Annotated in this window: 10 protein-coding genes; 9 read left to right on the forward strand and 1 reads right to left on the reverse strand. The window is 73.6% G+C overall.

Going from position 1 to position 16,724, the window contains the following annotated elements:
• On the reverse strand, positions 1-3,065 hold a 3,065-nt coding region (locus ACFC0Z_RS00065; RefSeq protein WP_376431039.1), incomplete at its 3' end, for a GDSL-type esterase/lipase family protein.
• A gap of 422 nt (positions 3,066-3,487) precedes the next feature.
• Here ACFC0Z_RS00065 and ACFC0Z_RS00070 point away from each other — a divergent pair.
• The 9 genes from ACFC0Z_RS00070 to ACFC0Z_RS00110 all read left to right on the forward strand — a co-directional run bounded on the left by ACFC0Z_RS00070 (position 3,488) and on the right by ACFC0Z_RS00110 (position 16,712).
• Positions 3,488-5,848: a tetratricopeptide repeat protein gene (locus ACFC0Z_RS00070; RefSeq protein ID WP_376431041.1), complete on the forward strand. Its 2,361-nt coding sequence runs from the start codon at positions 3,488-3,490 to the stop codon at positions 5,846-5,848.
• Positions 5,849-6,054: 206 nt separating this feature from the next.
• Complete coding sequence (locus ACFC0Z_RS00075) at positions 6,055-7,563, forward strand: hypothetical protein (RefSeq protein WP_376431043.1); 1,509 nt, start codon at positions 6,055-6,057, stop codon at positions 7,561-7,563.
• Positions 7,564-7,576: 13 nt separating this feature from the next.
• On the forward strand, positions 7,577-8,869 hold the full coding sequence (locus ACFC0Z_RS00080) for a hydroxymethylglutaryl-CoA reductase (RefSeq protein ID WP_376431044.1): 1,293 nt from the start codon (positions 7,577-7,579) through the stop codon (positions 8,867-8,869).
• Positions 8,866-10,005: a mevalonate kinase gene (locus ACFC0Z_RS00085; RefSeq protein ID WP_376431046.1), complete on the forward strand. Its 1,140-nt coding sequence runs from the start codon at positions 8,866-8,868 to the stop codon at positions 10,003-10,005. The genes ACFC0Z_RS00080 and ACFC0Z_RS00085 overlap by 4 nt, the downstream gene beginning before the upstream one ends.
• On the forward strand, positions 10,002-11,045 hold the full coding sequence (gene mvaD, locus ACFC0Z_RS00090) for a diphosphomevalonate decarboxylase (protein WP_376431048.1): 1,044 nt from the start codon (positions 10,002-10,004) through the stop codon (positions 11,043-11,045). The genes ACFC0Z_RS00085 and mvaD overlap by 4 nt, the downstream gene beginning before the upstream one ends.
• Before the next feature lie 89 nt (positions 11,046-11,134).
• Entirely contained in the window at positions 11,135-12,466 is a 1,332-nt protein-coding gene (locus ACFC0Z_RS00095) for a hypothetical protein (RefSeq protein ID WP_376431050.1), read from the forward strand.
• A gap of 402 nt (positions 12,467-12,868) precedes the next feature.
• The gene (locus tag ACFC0Z_RS00100) at positions 12,869-14,170 is read left to right on the forward strand and encodes an esterase/lipase family protein (protein WP_376431052.1); all 1,302 of its coding nucleotides are present in this window, start codon (positions 12,869-12,871) and stop codon (positions 14,168-14,170) included.
• A gap of 35 nt (positions 14,171-14,205) precedes the next feature.
• Positions 14,206-15,246 (forward strand): alpha/beta hydrolase, encoded by a 1,041-nt coding sequence (locus ACFC0Z_RS00105; RefSeq protein ID WP_376431054.1) that lies wholly within the window; start codon positions 14,206-14,208, stop codon positions 15,244-15,246.
• Entirely contained in the window at positions 15,243-16,712 is a 1,470-nt protein-coding gene (locus ACFC0Z_RS00110) for a carboxylesterase/lipase family protein (protein ID WP_376431056.1), read from the forward strand. Before ACFC0Z_RS00105 ends, ACFC0Z_RS00110 begins: the two co-directional genes overlap by 4 nt.
• Positions 16,713-16,724 lie beyond the last annotated feature (12 nt).

Here is a 16,724-nt window from a genome sequence, read left to right on the forward strand (position 1 = left end):
ACCTTGCCGGTGGCGTCGGCCGTGTTCAGGAACGCGCGCGTCGCGCCGTTGGCCTCGACGATCAGGTAGTCCGCTCGCTGATCGGCGTTGATGTCCGCGTACCGCACCTGGTCGCCGGTCCAGGAGGTGGAGCCGGTGGCGATGTACCCGTTGTCGGTGAACTTGACCTTGCCGGTGGCGTCGGCCGTGTTCACGAAGGCGCGGGTAGCGCCATTGGCCTCCACGATCAGGTAGTCCGCCCGCTGATCGGCGTTGATGTCGGCGTACCGCACCTGGTCACCGGACCAGGCCGTCGAACCGGTGGCGATGTACCCGCTGTCCGTGAGCTTCACCTTGCCGGTGGCGTCGGCCGTGTTCAGGAACGCGCGCGTCGCGCCGTTGGCCTCGACGATCAGGTAGTCCGCTCGCTGATCGGCGTTGATGTCCGCGAACCGCACCTGGTTACCCGACCAGGAGCTGGAGCCGGTGGCGATGTACCCGTTGTCGGTGAACTTCACCTTGCCGGTGGCGTCGGCCGTGTTCAGGAACGCACGCGTGGCACCGTTCGCCTCGACGATCAGGTAGTCCGCCCGCCGGTCGCCGTTGATGTCGACGTTGTAGTCGCCGATGCCCGCCTTGCGCTTCGGGGGCGCGGGGTTGACCACGACGGTCTCCTTCACCCAGCCTCTGCGGATCAGCGTCTGGATTCCGTCGTGGAACGCCGCCGCCATCTTCGTGTAGCCGGCGTTGTTCGGATGGAGGTCGTCGTTGAGGTCGGCGGTGGTGAGTGCGCCCATGCTGACCTGGACGATGTGGTGCCCCTTGGCGGTGCGGGCCGAGACCAGCCCCGGAATCGCCTTGTTGTACGCGTCGACGCGGGCCTGGACGGCGGGGTCGGTGGCCGGGACGAGCGAGGCGAGCACGATCGCGGTGTCCGGCGACGCGGCGTGGATCTGGTCGAGGAGCGTGCCCAGGCGATCGGGCGCCGTGCTCACCAGGTAGTCGCGGTTCATGTCGTTGGTGCCGATGTGCAGCGTGACGACGTTGGGTTTCGCCGCCGCCAGCCAGGTCTCGATGTCGGCCTGGATCTGATCGATGCGCCAGCCCGAGTGGCCCTCGTGGCGCGTGCCGTCGGTGTCCGACTGCGATCCGACGAACTCCACGGAGCCCGCCGCGCCGGCCAGACGTCCGGCGAGTCCGGGGCGGTAGCCGGTGCGGGTGGTGCTGCCCACGCCCAGGGTGATCGAGTCGCCCAGCGGCATGACGGCCAGCCGGGCGGTCGCGGGCGAGCCCCCGACGGGCGGCTTGTACCACGCGGAATCCGTCGGAATCGACACGGACAGATCACTGCTGGAGGCGACCAGGTGCATCCATTGGTCGATGTCCCCGCTGTCACAGGGCCTGCTGAGGACGGCCGCGATCACCTCGCCCACGTCGGGGGCGTCGGGCTCCAGGTGGACGCAGTTCCCGTCCGGCATGCGGATCTGGAACCAGCCCGCGGTGAGTTCCACGATCTGGAGGCCGACGTCCACCGAGACACCCATGGCGTTGTACGGGTCTGCGACGTTGACGAAGTACCAGCCGCCGTCGGTCGCTTGCCGGGCGATCCATCGCGACCTGGCGTCGGATCCGCTGTGCGTGCCGAAGAACCCGCCCATCGCCGTCGCGAAGCCGATGACGGTCCCGTTGGCCGAGGCGATCTCGTTGTGCACGTCGTGGAGTTCGCGCTTCTTCAGCTCGTCCTTCGCCGGGGGGTTCCCGAAGGGGTCCCTGGGCGGGAGTTCCGTGAACTTCTTGGTCAGCTCCTCGGGCAGCCCCATCTCGTTGAACCCGTCGTACAGGATCCCCGCGTCGAGGTAGTTCAGGGCCCGGTCGATCGGCACGAAGGTGAAGGCGTTCGTGCAGATGTTCTGACCCGCGTGCGGCCCGCTCGGGCAGGGCCTGACACCGCCGTGGCTCGCGGAGACGATCCCGGCCGCGTGCACCTTGGTGCCCAGCCTGACCTGGTCCTCCGTCCCGAAGACGACGGGGCCGCCGCTGTCCCCTCGCATGGCGGCCCACACCTGCGTGCCGGGCGTCATCAGCTCGGCGACCATCCCGTGGTTGTAGCGGGTCTGGACGCCGCCCGAGTTCTCGCCGGTCCAGTAGTACAACTGTGAGCTGACGACCTTCAGGTTGCACTTCGTACCCGACCGGGCCCCCGACTGGCAGACGAAGTTCCCGATCTGGGGAGCCTCCGCGCCGATCACACTGGCCACGGCCTGACCGGAGGGGTCGTTGTACGACTTCCCCGTCCAGATCTCCGGGTTGACCCACTTGTTGGACCGGGGCCGGATGGTCGCCACGTCGACGCGCGTCGTGCTCTCGCGCACGGTGTCCTTCGGCGACGCCAGGTCGCCGAACAGGTTGAACGAGTCCACCCCGAGCCGCTCGTCGAGGCCGAACCTCTCGTTCGTCTCCGCCCACGTGGGGAAGCAGTGATCGGCGGTCATCATCATCTCTTGGCCCTGGTACACGACCGCGAACCCCGTGCTGCAGATCGGCGTGGCGAGGGCAGCGCCTCCCGCGTACTGGCCGTTCTTCCGGTCGCCCAGCGCGACCTGGGGCTCCGCGCCCGGAACGACCTCGACGGGAACGCCCACGGCCGCCACCGCGGTGCGCAGCCTGGCCGCCTCCGCCGCGCCGCCCTCGATCGAGGCCCGCAGACCGCCGCCCTGAACCTGGGTGACGTCCACCATTCTGATCTTCGCGGACTCCGCGGCCTCGGCCACCCGGTCCGCCGCCCGCTTCAGGTCCGGCGCCGTGTGCCCGGCGGGCTTGACGACCACGGGGACGGCGCTCGCCGCGATGACGGCCTCGGCCGCCGGCGTCAGGTCTCCGTGCCAGTACAGGACCACCTGGCGGTCGTCGGGACCGGCGGTGACGTCGACGAACGAGCCCTTCGCGCCCTGGCCCGGCGACGACTTGAGGGCCGCGGCCGTCGCGTTCATCTTCCCCTGGACGTCCAGCACCTGGTCCCACGAGGCGTAGGGCGCGGGGACGGAGCCGTTCACCCGCCCGGCCTGGGAGACCGGCCCCGCGGGCACGGGCGAGGCTTCCTTCGAAGGCCGCGCCGGCGCCTTGTCCGAGGAGGCGGAGCCCGAGGAGGCGGGGGCGGGGACGGAACCGGCGGGTGCGACCCACGTCTTCGCCGCCGGGGACGCGAAGGGGGACGCGAAGGAGGAAACGGAAGGAGTCGTGGCGGCCGGCACGGCCAGCAGCGCCAGTACACCCGCGAGTCCGACCCTCCGGCGGACCCGCTTTCGGCGGGCGGCCACGGCCGCCGGGGGCGACGCGGGGGCGGGTTGTCCATCGAACGGCAAGGAACACAACCTTTCTGTCGGGGCGCACGTCGACGTCGAGTCCACATGCTGTGAGGTTGCTGTGACCAGACAGAACACCCGGCAGAATTACTCCCCGTGCTACTTCTGCCGGACCATCCGGATCCGCGGAGAGAGGGGCGTGGGTCATGAACGGCACAGAGGAACCCGAGGAGTTCGGGCCGCGTCTGCGCTCCCTGCGGATCCGTGCCGGTCTCAGCCAGGAGCGCCTGGCTCATGCCGCCGCCGTGAGTGTGCGGACGCTGGCGGACCTGGAACGGGGCAGGACCCGCGGTCCCCAGCGCCGTACCGTGCGGGCCCTGGCCCGTGCCATGGAGTTGGGCACCGCCGAGGAGGAACTCCTCGAATCGGCGGCCGCGCGAGGCCGGCCCCGACCCGGCACGCGGACCGACCTGACATCGTCGGCGCCGCTCGCGCTTCCGAGGGACGCCGCCGATTTCACCGCGCGGAGCCAGGACGTCGCGGCGCTGCGCGGCCTCGCGGCGACGGCGGATCCCGCCCACCCGCCCGTCGCGGTCGTCTCCGGCTCGCCCGGCCTCGGCAAGACCGCGTTCGCCGTCCACGCGGCACATCTGCTGGCGGCGGACTTCCCCGACGGACGGTTCTGGCTCGACCTGCGCGGGATGGATCCGCGCCCCGTCGCTCCCGGCGACGCCCTGGCCCGGCTCCTGCGCGCCGTCGGCGTGGCCGAGCGGTCCCTGCCCCGCGACCTCGACGACCGATCGGGGCTGTGGCGATCGCTCGTCGCCGGGCGCCGGATGCTCCTGGTCCTGGACAACGCCGTGGACGAGGGTCAGGTACGCCCCCTGCTGCCGGGCACGGGCGCGAGTCTCACGGTTGTGACCAGCCGTCACGCCCTGGCCGGCCTTGAGGCGGTCCACCGGTTCGAGCTCCCCCTGCTGCGACGCGAGGAAGCCGTCGAGCTCCTGAGCCGGATCGTGGGCGCCGAGCGGGTGACACGGGAGGCGCAGGCCGCGCGGGATCTGGCCGATCTGTGCGGACGGCTGCCGCTGGCCATCCGGATCGCCGGACAGCGCCTGGCCGCCCGCCCACGGGAGCGCCTCGCCAGGCTGGCCGCCCTGCTGGAGGACGAGGAGCGCCGACTGGACGCCCTCCAGGCCGGCGATCTGCGGGTACGAGCCGCCTTCTCGATGTCCTACCGGCAGCTGGATCCGGCCGCCCGGCTCCTGCTGAGGCGCGGAGCGCTCGCCACGGGCCCGTACTTCAGTCCCGAGACGGCCGCCCTCCTGTCCGGAACGCCGCTCGCCGACACGCGGCTCCGCCTGGAAGCGCTGTGCGACAAGGGGCTCCTGCAAGCGGACCCGGCGGCCGAGCGCTACGGCTTCCACGACCTGCTGGGACTGTTCGCGGCCGAACGCCTGGCCGCCGAGGACGAGGCGGTGACGCGGCAGGAGGCCATGGACCGGACCGCCCGGTGGATGCTCTCCCGGGCGACGGCCGCCGCGCTCCACTTCGACGCCGAGCGGCACGACGCGCCGACGGGCGACCCCGACCCGGCGACCGCCCCCGCCGGGCGCACACGCGCCCGGGCATGGCTGGAAACCGAGCGGCCCCAGTGGCTCGCGTCCCTGGCCCACGCCGCCTCCGCCGGATGGCACCGCCAGGTCGTCGACACCGCCGAGGCGATGCACTGGTTCTCCGACCGGACCCAGCACTGGGAAGAGTGGGTGGACGTCTTCCGGTGGGGGGCCGAATCGGCCCTCGCCCTCGGTGATCCCCGTGAGGCGGCGACCCATCTCAACTATCAGGCCTGGGCCCACAACATCTGTGCCCATGACCCCCAGGCCGGGTTCGACGCGGCTCTCCGCGCCCTCGACGCGGCCCGCGTGTGCGGTGACCCGCTGCAGACGGGCTGGGCCCTGAGTTACGGAGCCGGCGCGTTGCACCGCCTGGGCCGGACGGAGGAGGCGGTCTCCTGGCTTCGCGATTCAGAGGCCTGCCATCGCGAGAACACCTCGCCCGAGGGCAAGCTCGCGCTCCTGACCACCCTCAACACACTAGGCGAGACGCTCCGTTGCCGTGGTGACGTGCGCGAGGCGCTCGTGCACCACCGGCGCAGCCTGACGATATGCGAGGAAGGGATTCCCGGGCAGGCCCCCGACCTGCTCGTCCTCTACCAGGCCGTCGCCCTGCGCCACCTCGGCGACGACTACGCGGCCCTCGGCCGCTGGCACGAGGCGGAGGCACCCCTGCGGCAGGCCCTCACCACGTTCGCGCGACTCGACATGCCCGCCTGGACCGGACCGGCCCAACTCGACCTGGGACGCGTACTGCGCCACCTCGACCGACCCGTCGAGGCCCGCGCGGTCGTGACCGCCGCCGTCGCGACCCTCACCGAGCACCACAGCCCACGCCGGGCCGAGGCCGCCGCCGAACTCCGGACGATCACCGGCACACCGCATGCCCCGAAACCCCCGGAGATCCCGACACAGCCCGGACCGCCACCGCGCCCCCGCTTCAAGGCGTAGCGGGTCTCTGGCGGAGACGAGCTCGTGGAGCGTCGGCAGGCCAGGGGTTGCGTCGCGCTCATGCCCTGACCTGCCCGTTCAACACCTTCAACACATCCCGGTCCGGCACCCGGGGTGTCGACCCGCCCCCCGGGCAAGGCTCTCTCCGGAACGGCATCGCACGGCATCGCACGGCACGTGCGGCGGGTACGGAGTGGAGGGCGCGCGTGAAAGCAGGGGCAGCCGACGGCGGGGCGGTCGGGATCGGGGCGATGAGCGTGTACCTTCCCCGGCTGCGGGTGGACCTGCGGCAGTGGTCCGCGTGGACCGGGAACGACTGGGGGAAGGTCGGTGCCGTCACGGGCCGGGCCTTCCGGATGTGCGGGCCCGACGAGGACGTCTACACGATGGCCGCTACCGCCGTCCTCCGGCTGATCCTGGACAACGGCGTCGACCCCGGGAAGATCGGCTTCCTAGCGCTCGGCACCGAGTCCAGCACCGACAACGCCGTCGGCGCGGCCACCGTGCGCGGGATGGTCGACCGCGAGCTGCGGCGGCGCGGGCTGCCGCCCCTGCCCAGGGACGTGGAGATACCCGAGTACAAGCACGCCTGCCTCGGCGGCATGTACGCGCTCTGCGGCGCGGCCCGGTTCGTGCTGTGCGACGCGCGCGGCCGGGACGGGATCGTCGTGGCCGCCGACGTCGCCGAGTACGAGCGGGGCAGCTCGGGCGAGCAGACGCAGGGCGCCGGGGCCGTCGCCATGCTCGTCGAGCGCGCGCCCGCCCTCGTCGAGATCGACCTCGCGGGTGCCGCGGGAGTCTCCTCGTACCGGGGCCCGGACTTCCGCAAGCCGGTCGCGCGCCACCGCGTGCCCGGGTACGCCGAGCGGACCGAACGGCCCAGCGACTTCCCGGTGTTCAGCGGGCGGTACTCGGCCACCGCCTACCTCGACGCGGTCACCGGCGCCGTCGAGTCCCTGTGGAGCCGGGGGGACGCGAGCCCCGCCGAGCAACTCGACGCCCTCGGCGCGGTGTTCCTGCACCGGCCGTTCCGCCGCATGCCGCTCCAGGCGCTCTCCTTCCTGTACGCCCGTGCCCTCGCCGCCTCTCCCGAGCGGCGGGAGGAGCTGGAGGCGTACTGCCTGGAGTGCGGGGCCGCCGTCGACGACGTACGGGCGGAGCTCGGCCACCGGCCCGACCTGTACGCCGAGGTGCTCGCCGGCACCGTCGCCCCGGACCCGTACCCGGCCACCGTGGCGCTGGCCACGCACCTGCGCCGGTCGACCGCGTTCCAGGCCTTCGCGCGCTCGGCCCTCGGCCCTGGCCACGAACTCGTCGACGAGGTGGGGAACTTGTACACCGCCGCCCTGCCCGCCTGGATCGCCGCCGGTCTGGAGACCGCCGCCGCCGACCCGGACGGCCTCGACTCCGCCGCCGAGGACCCTTTCCGCACGTCGATGCTCGCCCTCGGGTACGGCAGCGGCGACGCGGCCCTCGCCCTCCCCTTCACCCCCGCCCCCGACTGGCGCACCGCCGCGCGCCGCATCGGCTTCGCCCGCGCCCTCGACCACCCCGTCGACCTCAACCAGGAGCTGTACGAGGCGCTCCACGACCGCCGGGAGGTCCCCGGCCTCCACCTGCACCCCACCGACCGGTTCACCGTGATCGGTACGGGCGACCGCTACGACCGGGACTTCCAGGACCTCGCGGTCGACTACTACGCGTACGAGTACTGAGGCGGCACGACAGATGACGACACACCACGAGCTGAAGTCGGCGCCTCCGGTGAACCCGGAGGTCCCGTCCGACCTGGCGGGTCTGATCGACGAACTGGCCACGGGCCTGCGGTCGTTGCACGACCTGCCGGCCGGACTCGGCGCCGACGAGGCCGCTCGCCTGCGCCGTACCGCACTCGAACACCGCCACCGCGTCACCCTGCCGGGCGTCGGCGCCTACACGATGGACCTCGGCCGGGCCCGCTGCGAGAACGTCCTCGGTGCCGTACAGGTGCCGCTGGGAGTGGCCGGTCCCGTCACCGTCCACGGGGAACACGTCGAAGGAGAGGACCTGCATGTGCCGCTCGCCACCACCGAGGGTGCCCTCATCGCCTCGGTCGCCCGGGGTTGTCGCGCGCTGAGCGAGGCCGGGGGTGTCACCGTCCGCGTCGAGGACGTCGGCATCACCCGGGCCCCGCTCTTCGCGACCTCCGGCATCGAGGAGAGCCGGGGGCTCGTCGCGTGGGTGGCCGAGAACGAGGACCGGCTCGCCGCGGTCGCCGCCGAGGGCAGCGCCCACCTCCGCCTCCGGGAGATCCGGCCGCAGATCGTCGGCCGCTCGGTCTACCTGCGGTTCCGCTTCGCCTGTGGCGACGCCATGGGGATGAACATGGCGACCGTCGCCTGCGAGCGGATCGTCCGCGAGCACATCGAACCGGCCACGGGCGTCCGCTGTGTCGCCCTCTCGGGCAACTACTGCGCCGACAAGAAGCCCGCCGCGGTGAACTTCCTCGAAGGGCGCGGCAAGCGGATCACCGCCGAGGCCTGGCTCGACGCGGACGTCCTCTCGCGCGTGCTGCGCACCGACCGCGACCGCCTGGTGGAGGTCAACTACCGCAAGAACCTGGTCGGTTCGGCCGCCGCGGGATCGCTCGGCGGGTTCAACGCGCACTACGCCAACATGGTCGCCGCCTTCTTCCTCGCCACCGGGCAGGACCTCGCCCAGGTCGCCGAGGCCTGCCAGGGCATCACCTGCGTCGAACCCCTCGGACAGGAGGGCGGGGTGTACGTCTCCGTCTTCCTGCCCGACGTGCCGCTCGCCACCGTCGGCGGCGGCACCGGCCTCGACACCCAGCGCGAGGCCCTCGCCCTCCTCGGCATCGGCGTGCCCGGCGCGGAACGGGAGCCCGGCGCAGACGCCCTGCGGCTCGCCGAGATCCTCGGGGCCGTCGTCCTCGCCGGCGAGCTCAACCTCCTCGCCGCCCTCGCCGGCGGCTCCCTCGCCTCCGCGCACCAGAAGCTCGGCCGCCCGGTGGCGTCGCCGTGAGGCCCGCTCCGGTCGGACACCCCGGCCTCACCGTCCTGGCCACGGCCCCCGGCAAGGTCGTGCTCTCCGGCGAGCACGCCGCCGTCCTCGGCCGCCCGGCGCTCACGGCGGCCCTCGGCCGCCTCTGCACCGCCTCGATCGCGCCCCGCCACGACGACCGCGTGGCCCTGATCCTGCCCGGCCTCGGCGTGCGGCGGCTCACCGACTGGCCCTCGGTCGTCCTGTACGCGGCGTCCGCGCGGGCCCGGTGGGCCGCGCGGAAGTCCGGCCGCAAGGTGGCGGACTTCGCGGCCGTACGGGGCGACGACCCGGCCCACGTCGTCCTCGCCGCACTCGGCGAGACCCTCCGACGTCTGCCCGGCGTCCCCGGCGGCGTCACCCTCACCGTCGAGTCGGCGCTCCCGCCCGGCTCCGGCTTCGGCAGCTCCGCCGCCGTCGCCGTCGCCACCTGCGCGGCCCTCCTCACCCACGAGCAGGGCCGCCCCCAGGCCCGTACGGTCGCCGAGGTCGCCGCCCGCACGGAGGAGCTCCAGCACGGCACCCCCTCGGGCATCGACACGGCGACCGTGCGCGGGGGAGGGGTGCTGTGGCTCGCGCCCGACGGGCGGGGCGCGGTCCGGGTGCGTCCCCTCTCCGTCTCCGCCGAGGCCCTCGGCCTGTTCGAGCTGCACCACACGGGCCCGGCGGCCGAATCGACCGGGCAGGTCGTCGCGGCCGTACGGCCCCGCCTCACACCGCGCGCCCTCGACCGGGCCGAACGGGCCACGACGGCCCTGCGCGACGCGCTGACCTCGGCCGCCCGGGACTCGGGGGGCGAGCCGGACTCGGGGGGCGAGCGGGACTCGGGGCGCGAGCCGGACCGGGCCGCCGTGATCGAGGCAGTACGGGAGAGCGCGCGGTTCCTGGAGGGTCTCGGGGTCGTCCCGCCGCCCGTGGCCCGGACCGTCCGCGCCGTCGAGGCGGCGGGCGGGGCGGCCAAGATCTGCGGGGCCGGTTCGCTGCGAGGGCCCGGCGCCGGGGCGCTCCTCGTCGTCCGGCCGCCCGGCGGGGGCCCGCCGATTCCCGGTCTCGACGCGTCGACCCGTATCAGCGCGCCCCTCGGCGTACCCGGACTCCAGTGGGAGAAAACTCTGTGACCGAGACCGAGACCCTGAGCGACATCGCGACCGACGTCGTGACGGCCGTCGCCCCCGCCAACATCGCCCTCATCAAGTACTGGGGCGTACGGGACGAGGCCGCCGTCCTGCCGGCCAACCCCTCCCTCTCGATGACCCTCGACACGTGCGTGTCCCGCTGCACCGCGCGCCGTCTCGACGGCGGCGTCGACGAGATCTGGTGGCGCACCGCCGACGGCGAGACGGGTCCCGCGCCGCAGCCCGTCGCCGACGGCATCCGCCGCCACCTGGCCCGGCTGCGCGAGCCCGGCGGGCCGCCGCTGCGGATCGTCACCGGCAACACCTTCCCCACGGCCGCCGGAATCGCCTCCTCGGCCTCGGGGTTCACCGCGCTCACCCTCGCCGTGACGACCCTCCTCGACGGGAGACGGCCGGAGCCCGACCGGCTCTCCGTCCTCTCCCGGCTCTCCGGTTCCGGATCGGCCGCGCGCTCCGCGTACGGGGGGTACGTCCGCTGGCCCGCGACCCCGGAGGACCCGGCGGGTCCGGCGGCGCAGGTGGCGCCCGCCGACAGCTTCCCGCTGTGCGACGTCATCGCCGTCGTCGACGACCGGCCCAAGGGGACGAGTTCGCGCGAGGGGCACCGCAGGGCCCTCACCAGTCCGTACTTCGCCCGCCGTCTGGAGCTGCTGCCCGAGCGGACCGCCGTCGTCGAACAGGCCTTGCGTGAACGGGACTTCACGCGGCTTGCCGAGGCTGTCGAGACCGAGGCGGTCGACCTGCACCTGATCGCCATGTCGGCCTCGCCGGCCACCTTCTACTGGCGCCCGGCGACCCTCGCGGTCCTCGCCGCCGTCCGCGCCCTGCGGGACGGGGGAATCGACGCCTGCGCCACCATCGACGCCGGGCCGAACGTCCATGTCCTGACGACCCCCGAGCGCGTCGACGAGGTGCGGCGCGCCGTCGGAGCCGTCCCGGGCGTCCTCCGGACCCTCACCGACGCGGCGGGCGACGGTCCTTGTCTCTCCGACGGCCATCTCGAAGCCCCCGGCGCCGTGTGAGATTTATCGGTTTGCGGTGTGTCTGTCGTGTTTTCGACGGGAACGCACACGAAGGAGGAAATGATCATCCGGAGACGAGACGGAGAGAGATGACCCCACGCCGTGCCCCCAACGACCGCCTGCGCTCCCTCCTGCGCGAGGCACAGTGGACCCAGGAGGCATGCGCCCGCGCCGTGAACGCGGTGGGCGTGGAGGTCGCCGTCCGGCTGGCGTACGACCGGACGGCGGTGGCGCACTGGCTGGCCGGCACCCAGCCGCACGAGCCGGTTCCGCGGCTCCTCGCCGAGGCGTTCACGCGCAGGATCGGACGGGCGGTGACCCGGGAGGAACTGGGCTTCGCCCAGGCCGCCGCACCGGAACCGGCCGATTCCCTCCTCGCCGCCGTCGGCGCCGACGCGTCCGTGCCGCCCTACCGGGTGCCGACGCCGGCACCCCGCTGGCGCGAGCTCGCCGAGCGGCGGGCCGTCGCCGACGGGCGCGGCGCCCCGCCGCGCGTGGGGTCGAGCGAGGCCGAGCTGCTCGGGGACGCCGTTCGGCACTTCGCGCGGGCGATGGCCACGCACGGCGGCGCCCACGGGCGCCGGGCCCTCTCCGTCTACCTCTCCGACACGGCCGCGTCCTGGCTGCGGGCCCCGGCCGACGAGGAGATACGACGGGGGCTGCGCCGGGAGACGGCGCATCTCGCCCTCGTCCTCGGCCTGATGCACGCCGACATGGGAGAGCACGGCCGGGCGCAGCGCTCGTTCGCGACCTCCGCCACCCTGGCCCGCGAGGCCGGGGACAAGACGGCCTGGGCCATCGGGCTCCGGGCGCAGTCCGCGCAGGCGCTCGCCCTCGGCCACCGTGCCGCCGCGCGGGAGTGCGCGCTCGCGGCCGTCGACGCGACGGCGGACCGGTCGCCCGGCGCCGTCCGCGCGTACACGCTCTCCCAGCTCGGCGTTGTCCAGGCGGCACTGAAGGACGAACGGGCGGCGCTGCGCACGCTCGACGAGGCCGAGCAGGCACTCGGCGACGGCGACGGCGACGGCGACGGGGAGCGGGCCTCGGACGGTGGCGCCGGAGAGAGCCCGTTCCGCTCGTACCCGGAGAGCGCACTCGCCTTCCAGTCGGCCGAGACCCTCCGGCTCCTGGACCGTCCGGCGCTCGCGCTGCGCGCGCTGAACCGCTCGGTACGCGCGCGCGTGCCGCACGAGCGGCGGGCGGTCGCGCTGACCCTGGCCCGGCAGGCCGAGCTGCTCTTCGCCTGCGGGCGGCTCGACGAGGCGTGCGCGGCCTGGGGGCAGTTCGTCCAGGCCCGTGAGGGTCTCCGGTCCCGTACGGTCACGGACGCCTCCCGCGCGATGCGCGCCGCGCTGGCCCCGTACGCCCGGCATCCCGCCGTCCGCCGCCTGTCACTCGTTCGGCCGATGGCCGAGATGTGAGATACCCGAACATCTGCACGATGGACATATGAACGATCCTTTCTTTTATGCACTCGTCCGACCTGCGCCGATTCCCGCCCCGACGCCCGCGCCCGACACGCTCCCCGAGGGTGCGGGGGGCCGGGCGACCGCATACGAGCCCGCCCGGGAGGTTCCCGGGGAGAGACCGGAGGAGGTAGAGGGAGCGTCGCGGGGTTCCGCGGCGCGTCCCGCCCGTCATGTCCGTCCCGTCTGAGTTCTCAGCCGTCCCGTCTGCGTTCTCAGCCCATGGGTTCTCTCCCCTTTATGTGGCTCACCCACATGCCCGGTCGCGGGGCCCTCCGCCTAGCGTGTGCAGACCCGATGCCGGGACGGGCAACGGGCGGAACGCGCCACGAGCGCACGAGGGGAAGAGGCCGGGACATGGTGGACAGACGGAATCCGGGGCGTCGGTGGCGGCAGCGGGCCGCGCGGGCCCTGGCGGTGGCCGGGGTCGTCGTGGCGGCCGTCGTGGCCCCGCCCGCCGCGGCCGCGGCCGCCGCTCCGCCCGCGTACCTCACCCTGGAGGCCACGTACGGAGCCGGTACCGTCAGCAACGGCTGGCAGAGCGTCGAGCGGTACGCCGACTCGACCACCGGCTTCCGCACCGAGGGCTTCCCGCCGGACGGCCGGGGCGACCAGGACGGCAAGCGCGTCACCTACTTCGGCGGCGTCTCCCGGCCCTCCTCGGGCAAGTTCCTCCTCTACTCGGCCCCCGGCTGGAACACCGGCACCCGCACCACCCCCGTCCTCCTCGTCCACGGGGCCAACGACACCGCCGACCGCGCCTGGGCCAACCCCGGCGAGTCCGGCGGCTACGGCTGCGGCGCCGCCACCTGCCCGTCCACCGGGCTCATGCAGTACCTCTCCTCGCGCGGCCACCGCGTCTTCGCCGTCGGCTTCGCCCACAAGCAGGGCGACAACCTCATGCAGGCGCAGATCGTCGGCGACGCCATCGCCGTCATCAAGGCCAAGCTCGGCGTCTCCCAGGTCGACCTGGTCGGCTGGAGCAAGGGCCAGATGTCCACCCGGGCGTACGTGTCGTCCGTGAAGCCGAGCTGGGGCCGCCCGTACGCCGGGGACGTCCGCCGCCTCGTCACGATCGGCGGCCCGAACGGCGGCTACGACTACCCGTACGCCCACGGCTGGGCCCACGACTTCTCCATCTGGCCCGCGTGCGGCGGCCAGGTCAACGCGCCCTCCCCGCACTCCCACATGACCTGCTACGGCACGTACACCGCGCGCCCCGAGTTCTCGATGACGCCGTCGAACGGCTACGACAACTACCCGGGCCAGCGCCAGATGCTCGCCCGCTGGGACGGGGTGTACGGAGTCGACGGCGCCGCCCAGGACTGGTACACGACCTACTACGGCGGCCAGGGCTTCTACACCGCGGGCAGCGGCATCCAGGCCGCCATCGACGCGGGCTCGCTCATCGCGCCGCTGCACAGCGCCGGCATCCCCGCCTCCGTCCCCACGTACCTCCTCGCGGGCGGCTCCGCCGACATCGTCGGCATCTTCAACGAGAACCGCGGCCCGAGCGACGGCGTCGTCTTCATCTCCAGCGCCCTCGACACCACCGGCATCCCCACCGTCGGCGGCAAGGCCACCGTCACCGGCGCCAACCACCTCGAACTCGGCTGGCACAGCTCGGTCACCGCCCAGATCGCCACCTGGCTCTCGTAACCCCGCTCCCGCACGCACAGCAGAAGGACCCGACAATGACGTCACTGCACACCCGCCGCGTGGCCACCGACCGCCTGACGCAGCAGATCACCGAGGTCGCCGACGCCCCGGCCGACGGCGAGACCGTCGTCTTCGTCCACGGCAACGTCTCCTCCTCGACGTTCTGGCACTCCACCCTCACCGCCCTCCCGGCCGGCTACCGCGCCCTCGCCGTCGACCTCCGCGGCTTCGGCGGCACCGACGCGCCGCCCGTCGACGCCACCCGCGGCCTGCGCGACTACGCCGACGACCTCGGCGCCCTCCTCGACGCGCTCTCCGTCGAGCGGGCCCACCTGGTCGGCTGGTCCATGGGCGGCGGCATCGTCCTCCAGTACCTGCGCGACCACCCCGACCGCGTCAGCTCTCTCACCCTCGTCAACCCGGTCTCCCCGTACGGATTCGGCGGTACGCGCGAGGCGGACGGCACCCTCAACTCCCCGGACGGCGCCGGGTCCGGCGGCGGCACGGCCAACCCCGAGTTCGTCCGGCTCCTCGCCGAGCTCGACCGCGGCGAGGACACCCCGGTCTCCCCGCGCTCCGTCCTCACCGCCTGCTACGTCAAGCCGCCGCTGCGCTTCGACCGCGAGGTCGAGGACGCGTTCGTCGAGTCCATGCTCGCCACCCGCCTCGGCGACGACCACTACCCGGGCGACAGCACGACCTCCGCCTCCTGGCCCGGCATCGCCCCCGGCACCCGCGGCGTCCTCAACTGCATGGCCCCGACCCACTTCCGCGTCGACGACCTGCACCTCGTCGAGCCCAAGCCGCCGATCCTGTGGGTGCGCGGCGAGGACGACGTCATCGTCTCCGACACCTCGCTCTTCGACCTGGCGCACCTCGGCGCGATCGGCGCCGTGCCGGGCTGGGACGGCACGCCCGCCCAGCCGATGATCGCGCAGACCCGCCACGTCCTCGACGCGTACGCCGCCGCCGGCGGCCGGGTCCGGGAGGTCGCGGTGGCCGACGCCGGGCACTCCGTCCACCTGGAGAAGCCCGAGGAGTTCGGCAAGGCCCTCCTGGAGGTCCTGTCCGCATGACCGTGTGCGGTACGAGGCAGGGCGCGGTCCGTGGCCGCGCCCTGCCCTGCGGTGTGACGTCCTTCCTCGGCATCCCGTACGCCGCACCGCCCGTCGGCGCGCTGCGGCTGCGCGAACCGGCCCCGCCGGAACCGTGGACAGGCGTCCGTGACGCGACGGCCCACGGCCCGACGGCGCCCCACGCGCCCTACGCGCCGCCCTTCGACGTCCTCATCCCCGAGAACGACATCCCGGGCGACGACTGCCTCAACCTCAACATCTGGACCCCCGCCCCGGAACCCGGTGCGGGGCTTCCTGTCATGGTGTGGCTGCACGGCGGGGCGTTCACCAACGGCTCCGGGTCGGCCTCCGCGTACGACGGCACCGCCTTCGCCCGCGACGGCGTCGTCTGCGTCACGCTCAACTACCGCCTGGGCGCGGATGGTTGGCTCAGCGTGCCCGGCCGCCCCGACAGCCGCGGGCTGCTCGACCAGATCGCCGCCCTCCGCTGGATCCGCGACAACATCGCCTCGTTCGGCGGCGACCCGGACCTGGTCACGGTCTTCGGGGAGTCCGCGGGCGCGATGAGCATCGGCACCCTCCTCACCACCGAGGCCGCCCGGGGCCTGTTCCGGCGGGCCGTCCTCCAGAGCGGGGCCTGCCACCACTTCCTGCGCCCCGCGTCGGCCGCGCGCATCACGGCCCGTCTGGCGGAGAAGCTCGGCATCGCGCCGACGGCGGAAGCCTTCGAGGCCGTCGAGCTCCCTGAACTCCTGGCCGCCCAGGCGGAGTTGCGCGGAGAGGTCGGCGCCGACCCCGATCCGGCGCGGTGGGGCGAGGCGGCGCTCAACATCATGCCCTTCGAGCCGGTCCTCCCGGACCTCGTCCTCCCCGGCCCCGACCTCGGCGTCGATCTCCTCGTCGGCAGCAACCGCGAGGAGTACCGGCTCTTCCTCGTCCCGACGGGCCGCCTGCCCGCCGTGCCGGAGCCCGCGCTCCACGCCCTGACGGCCGCCTACGGCCTCGACCCGGCCGCGGCCCTCCCCGTCTACCGGGCAGGCCGCCCCGACGCCACGCCCGGCGAGCTGCTTTCGGCGGTCGCGACCGACTGGTTCTACCGCATCCCCGCCGTGCGCCTCGCCGAGTCCGTACCGGGCTCGCACCTGTACGAATTCGCCTGGCGCTCACCGGGGTTCGGAGACTCGCCCGGTGGTGGACTCGGCGCCTGCCACGCTCTGGAACTGCCCTTCGTCTTCGACCGCCTCGACGACCCCTCGTACGCTCCGATGGTCGGCGACCGCCCGCCGCAGGGCCTCGCGGACGCGATGCACGCGGCCTGGGTCGCCTTCGCGAAGACGGGCGACCCGGGCTGGAAGGCGTACGACGGGGCGACCCGGACGACGATGGTGTTCGGCGACGCGTCCGAGACCGGCCCGGTCGACGACCCGCGCCCACGGGAGAGGCTCCTGTGGGCGGGGGTGCGCTGAGCCGGCAACCGA

The sequence above is a fragment of the Streptomyces sp. NPDC056144 genome, assembly GCF_042264145.1.
Taxonomy (GTDB): Bacteria; Actinomycetota; Actinomycetes; order Streptomycetales; family Streptomycetaceae; genus Streptomyces.

Bases quoted from the DNA above. Each gene is read 5' to 3' on its own strand.
- ACFC0Z_RS00095 (WP_376431050.1), top strand. From the start codon at position 11,135: ATGACCCCACGCCGTGCCCCCAACGACCGCCTGCGCTCCCTCCTGCGC.
- ACFC0Z_RS00100 (WP_376431052.1), top strand. From the start codon at position 12,869: ATGGTGGACAGACGGAATCCGGGGCGTCGGTGGCGGCAGCGGGCCGCG.
- ACFC0Z_RS00110 (WP_376431056.1), top strand. From the start codon at position 15,243: ATGACCGTGTGCGGTACGAGGCAGGGCGCGGTCCGTGGCCGCGCCCTG.
- ACFC0Z_RS00080 (WP_376431044.1), top strand. From the start codon at position 7,577: ATGACGACACACCACGAGCTGAAGTCGGCGCCTCCGGTGAACCCGGAG.
- ACFC0Z_RS00070 (WP_376431041.1), top strand. From the start codon at position 3,488: ATGAACGGCACAGAGGAACCCGAGGAGTTCGGGCCGCGTCTGCGCTCC.
- ACFC0Z_RS00105 (WP_376431054.1), top strand. From the start codon at position 14,206: ATGACGTCACTGCACACCCGCCGCGTGGCCACCGACCGCCTGACGCAG.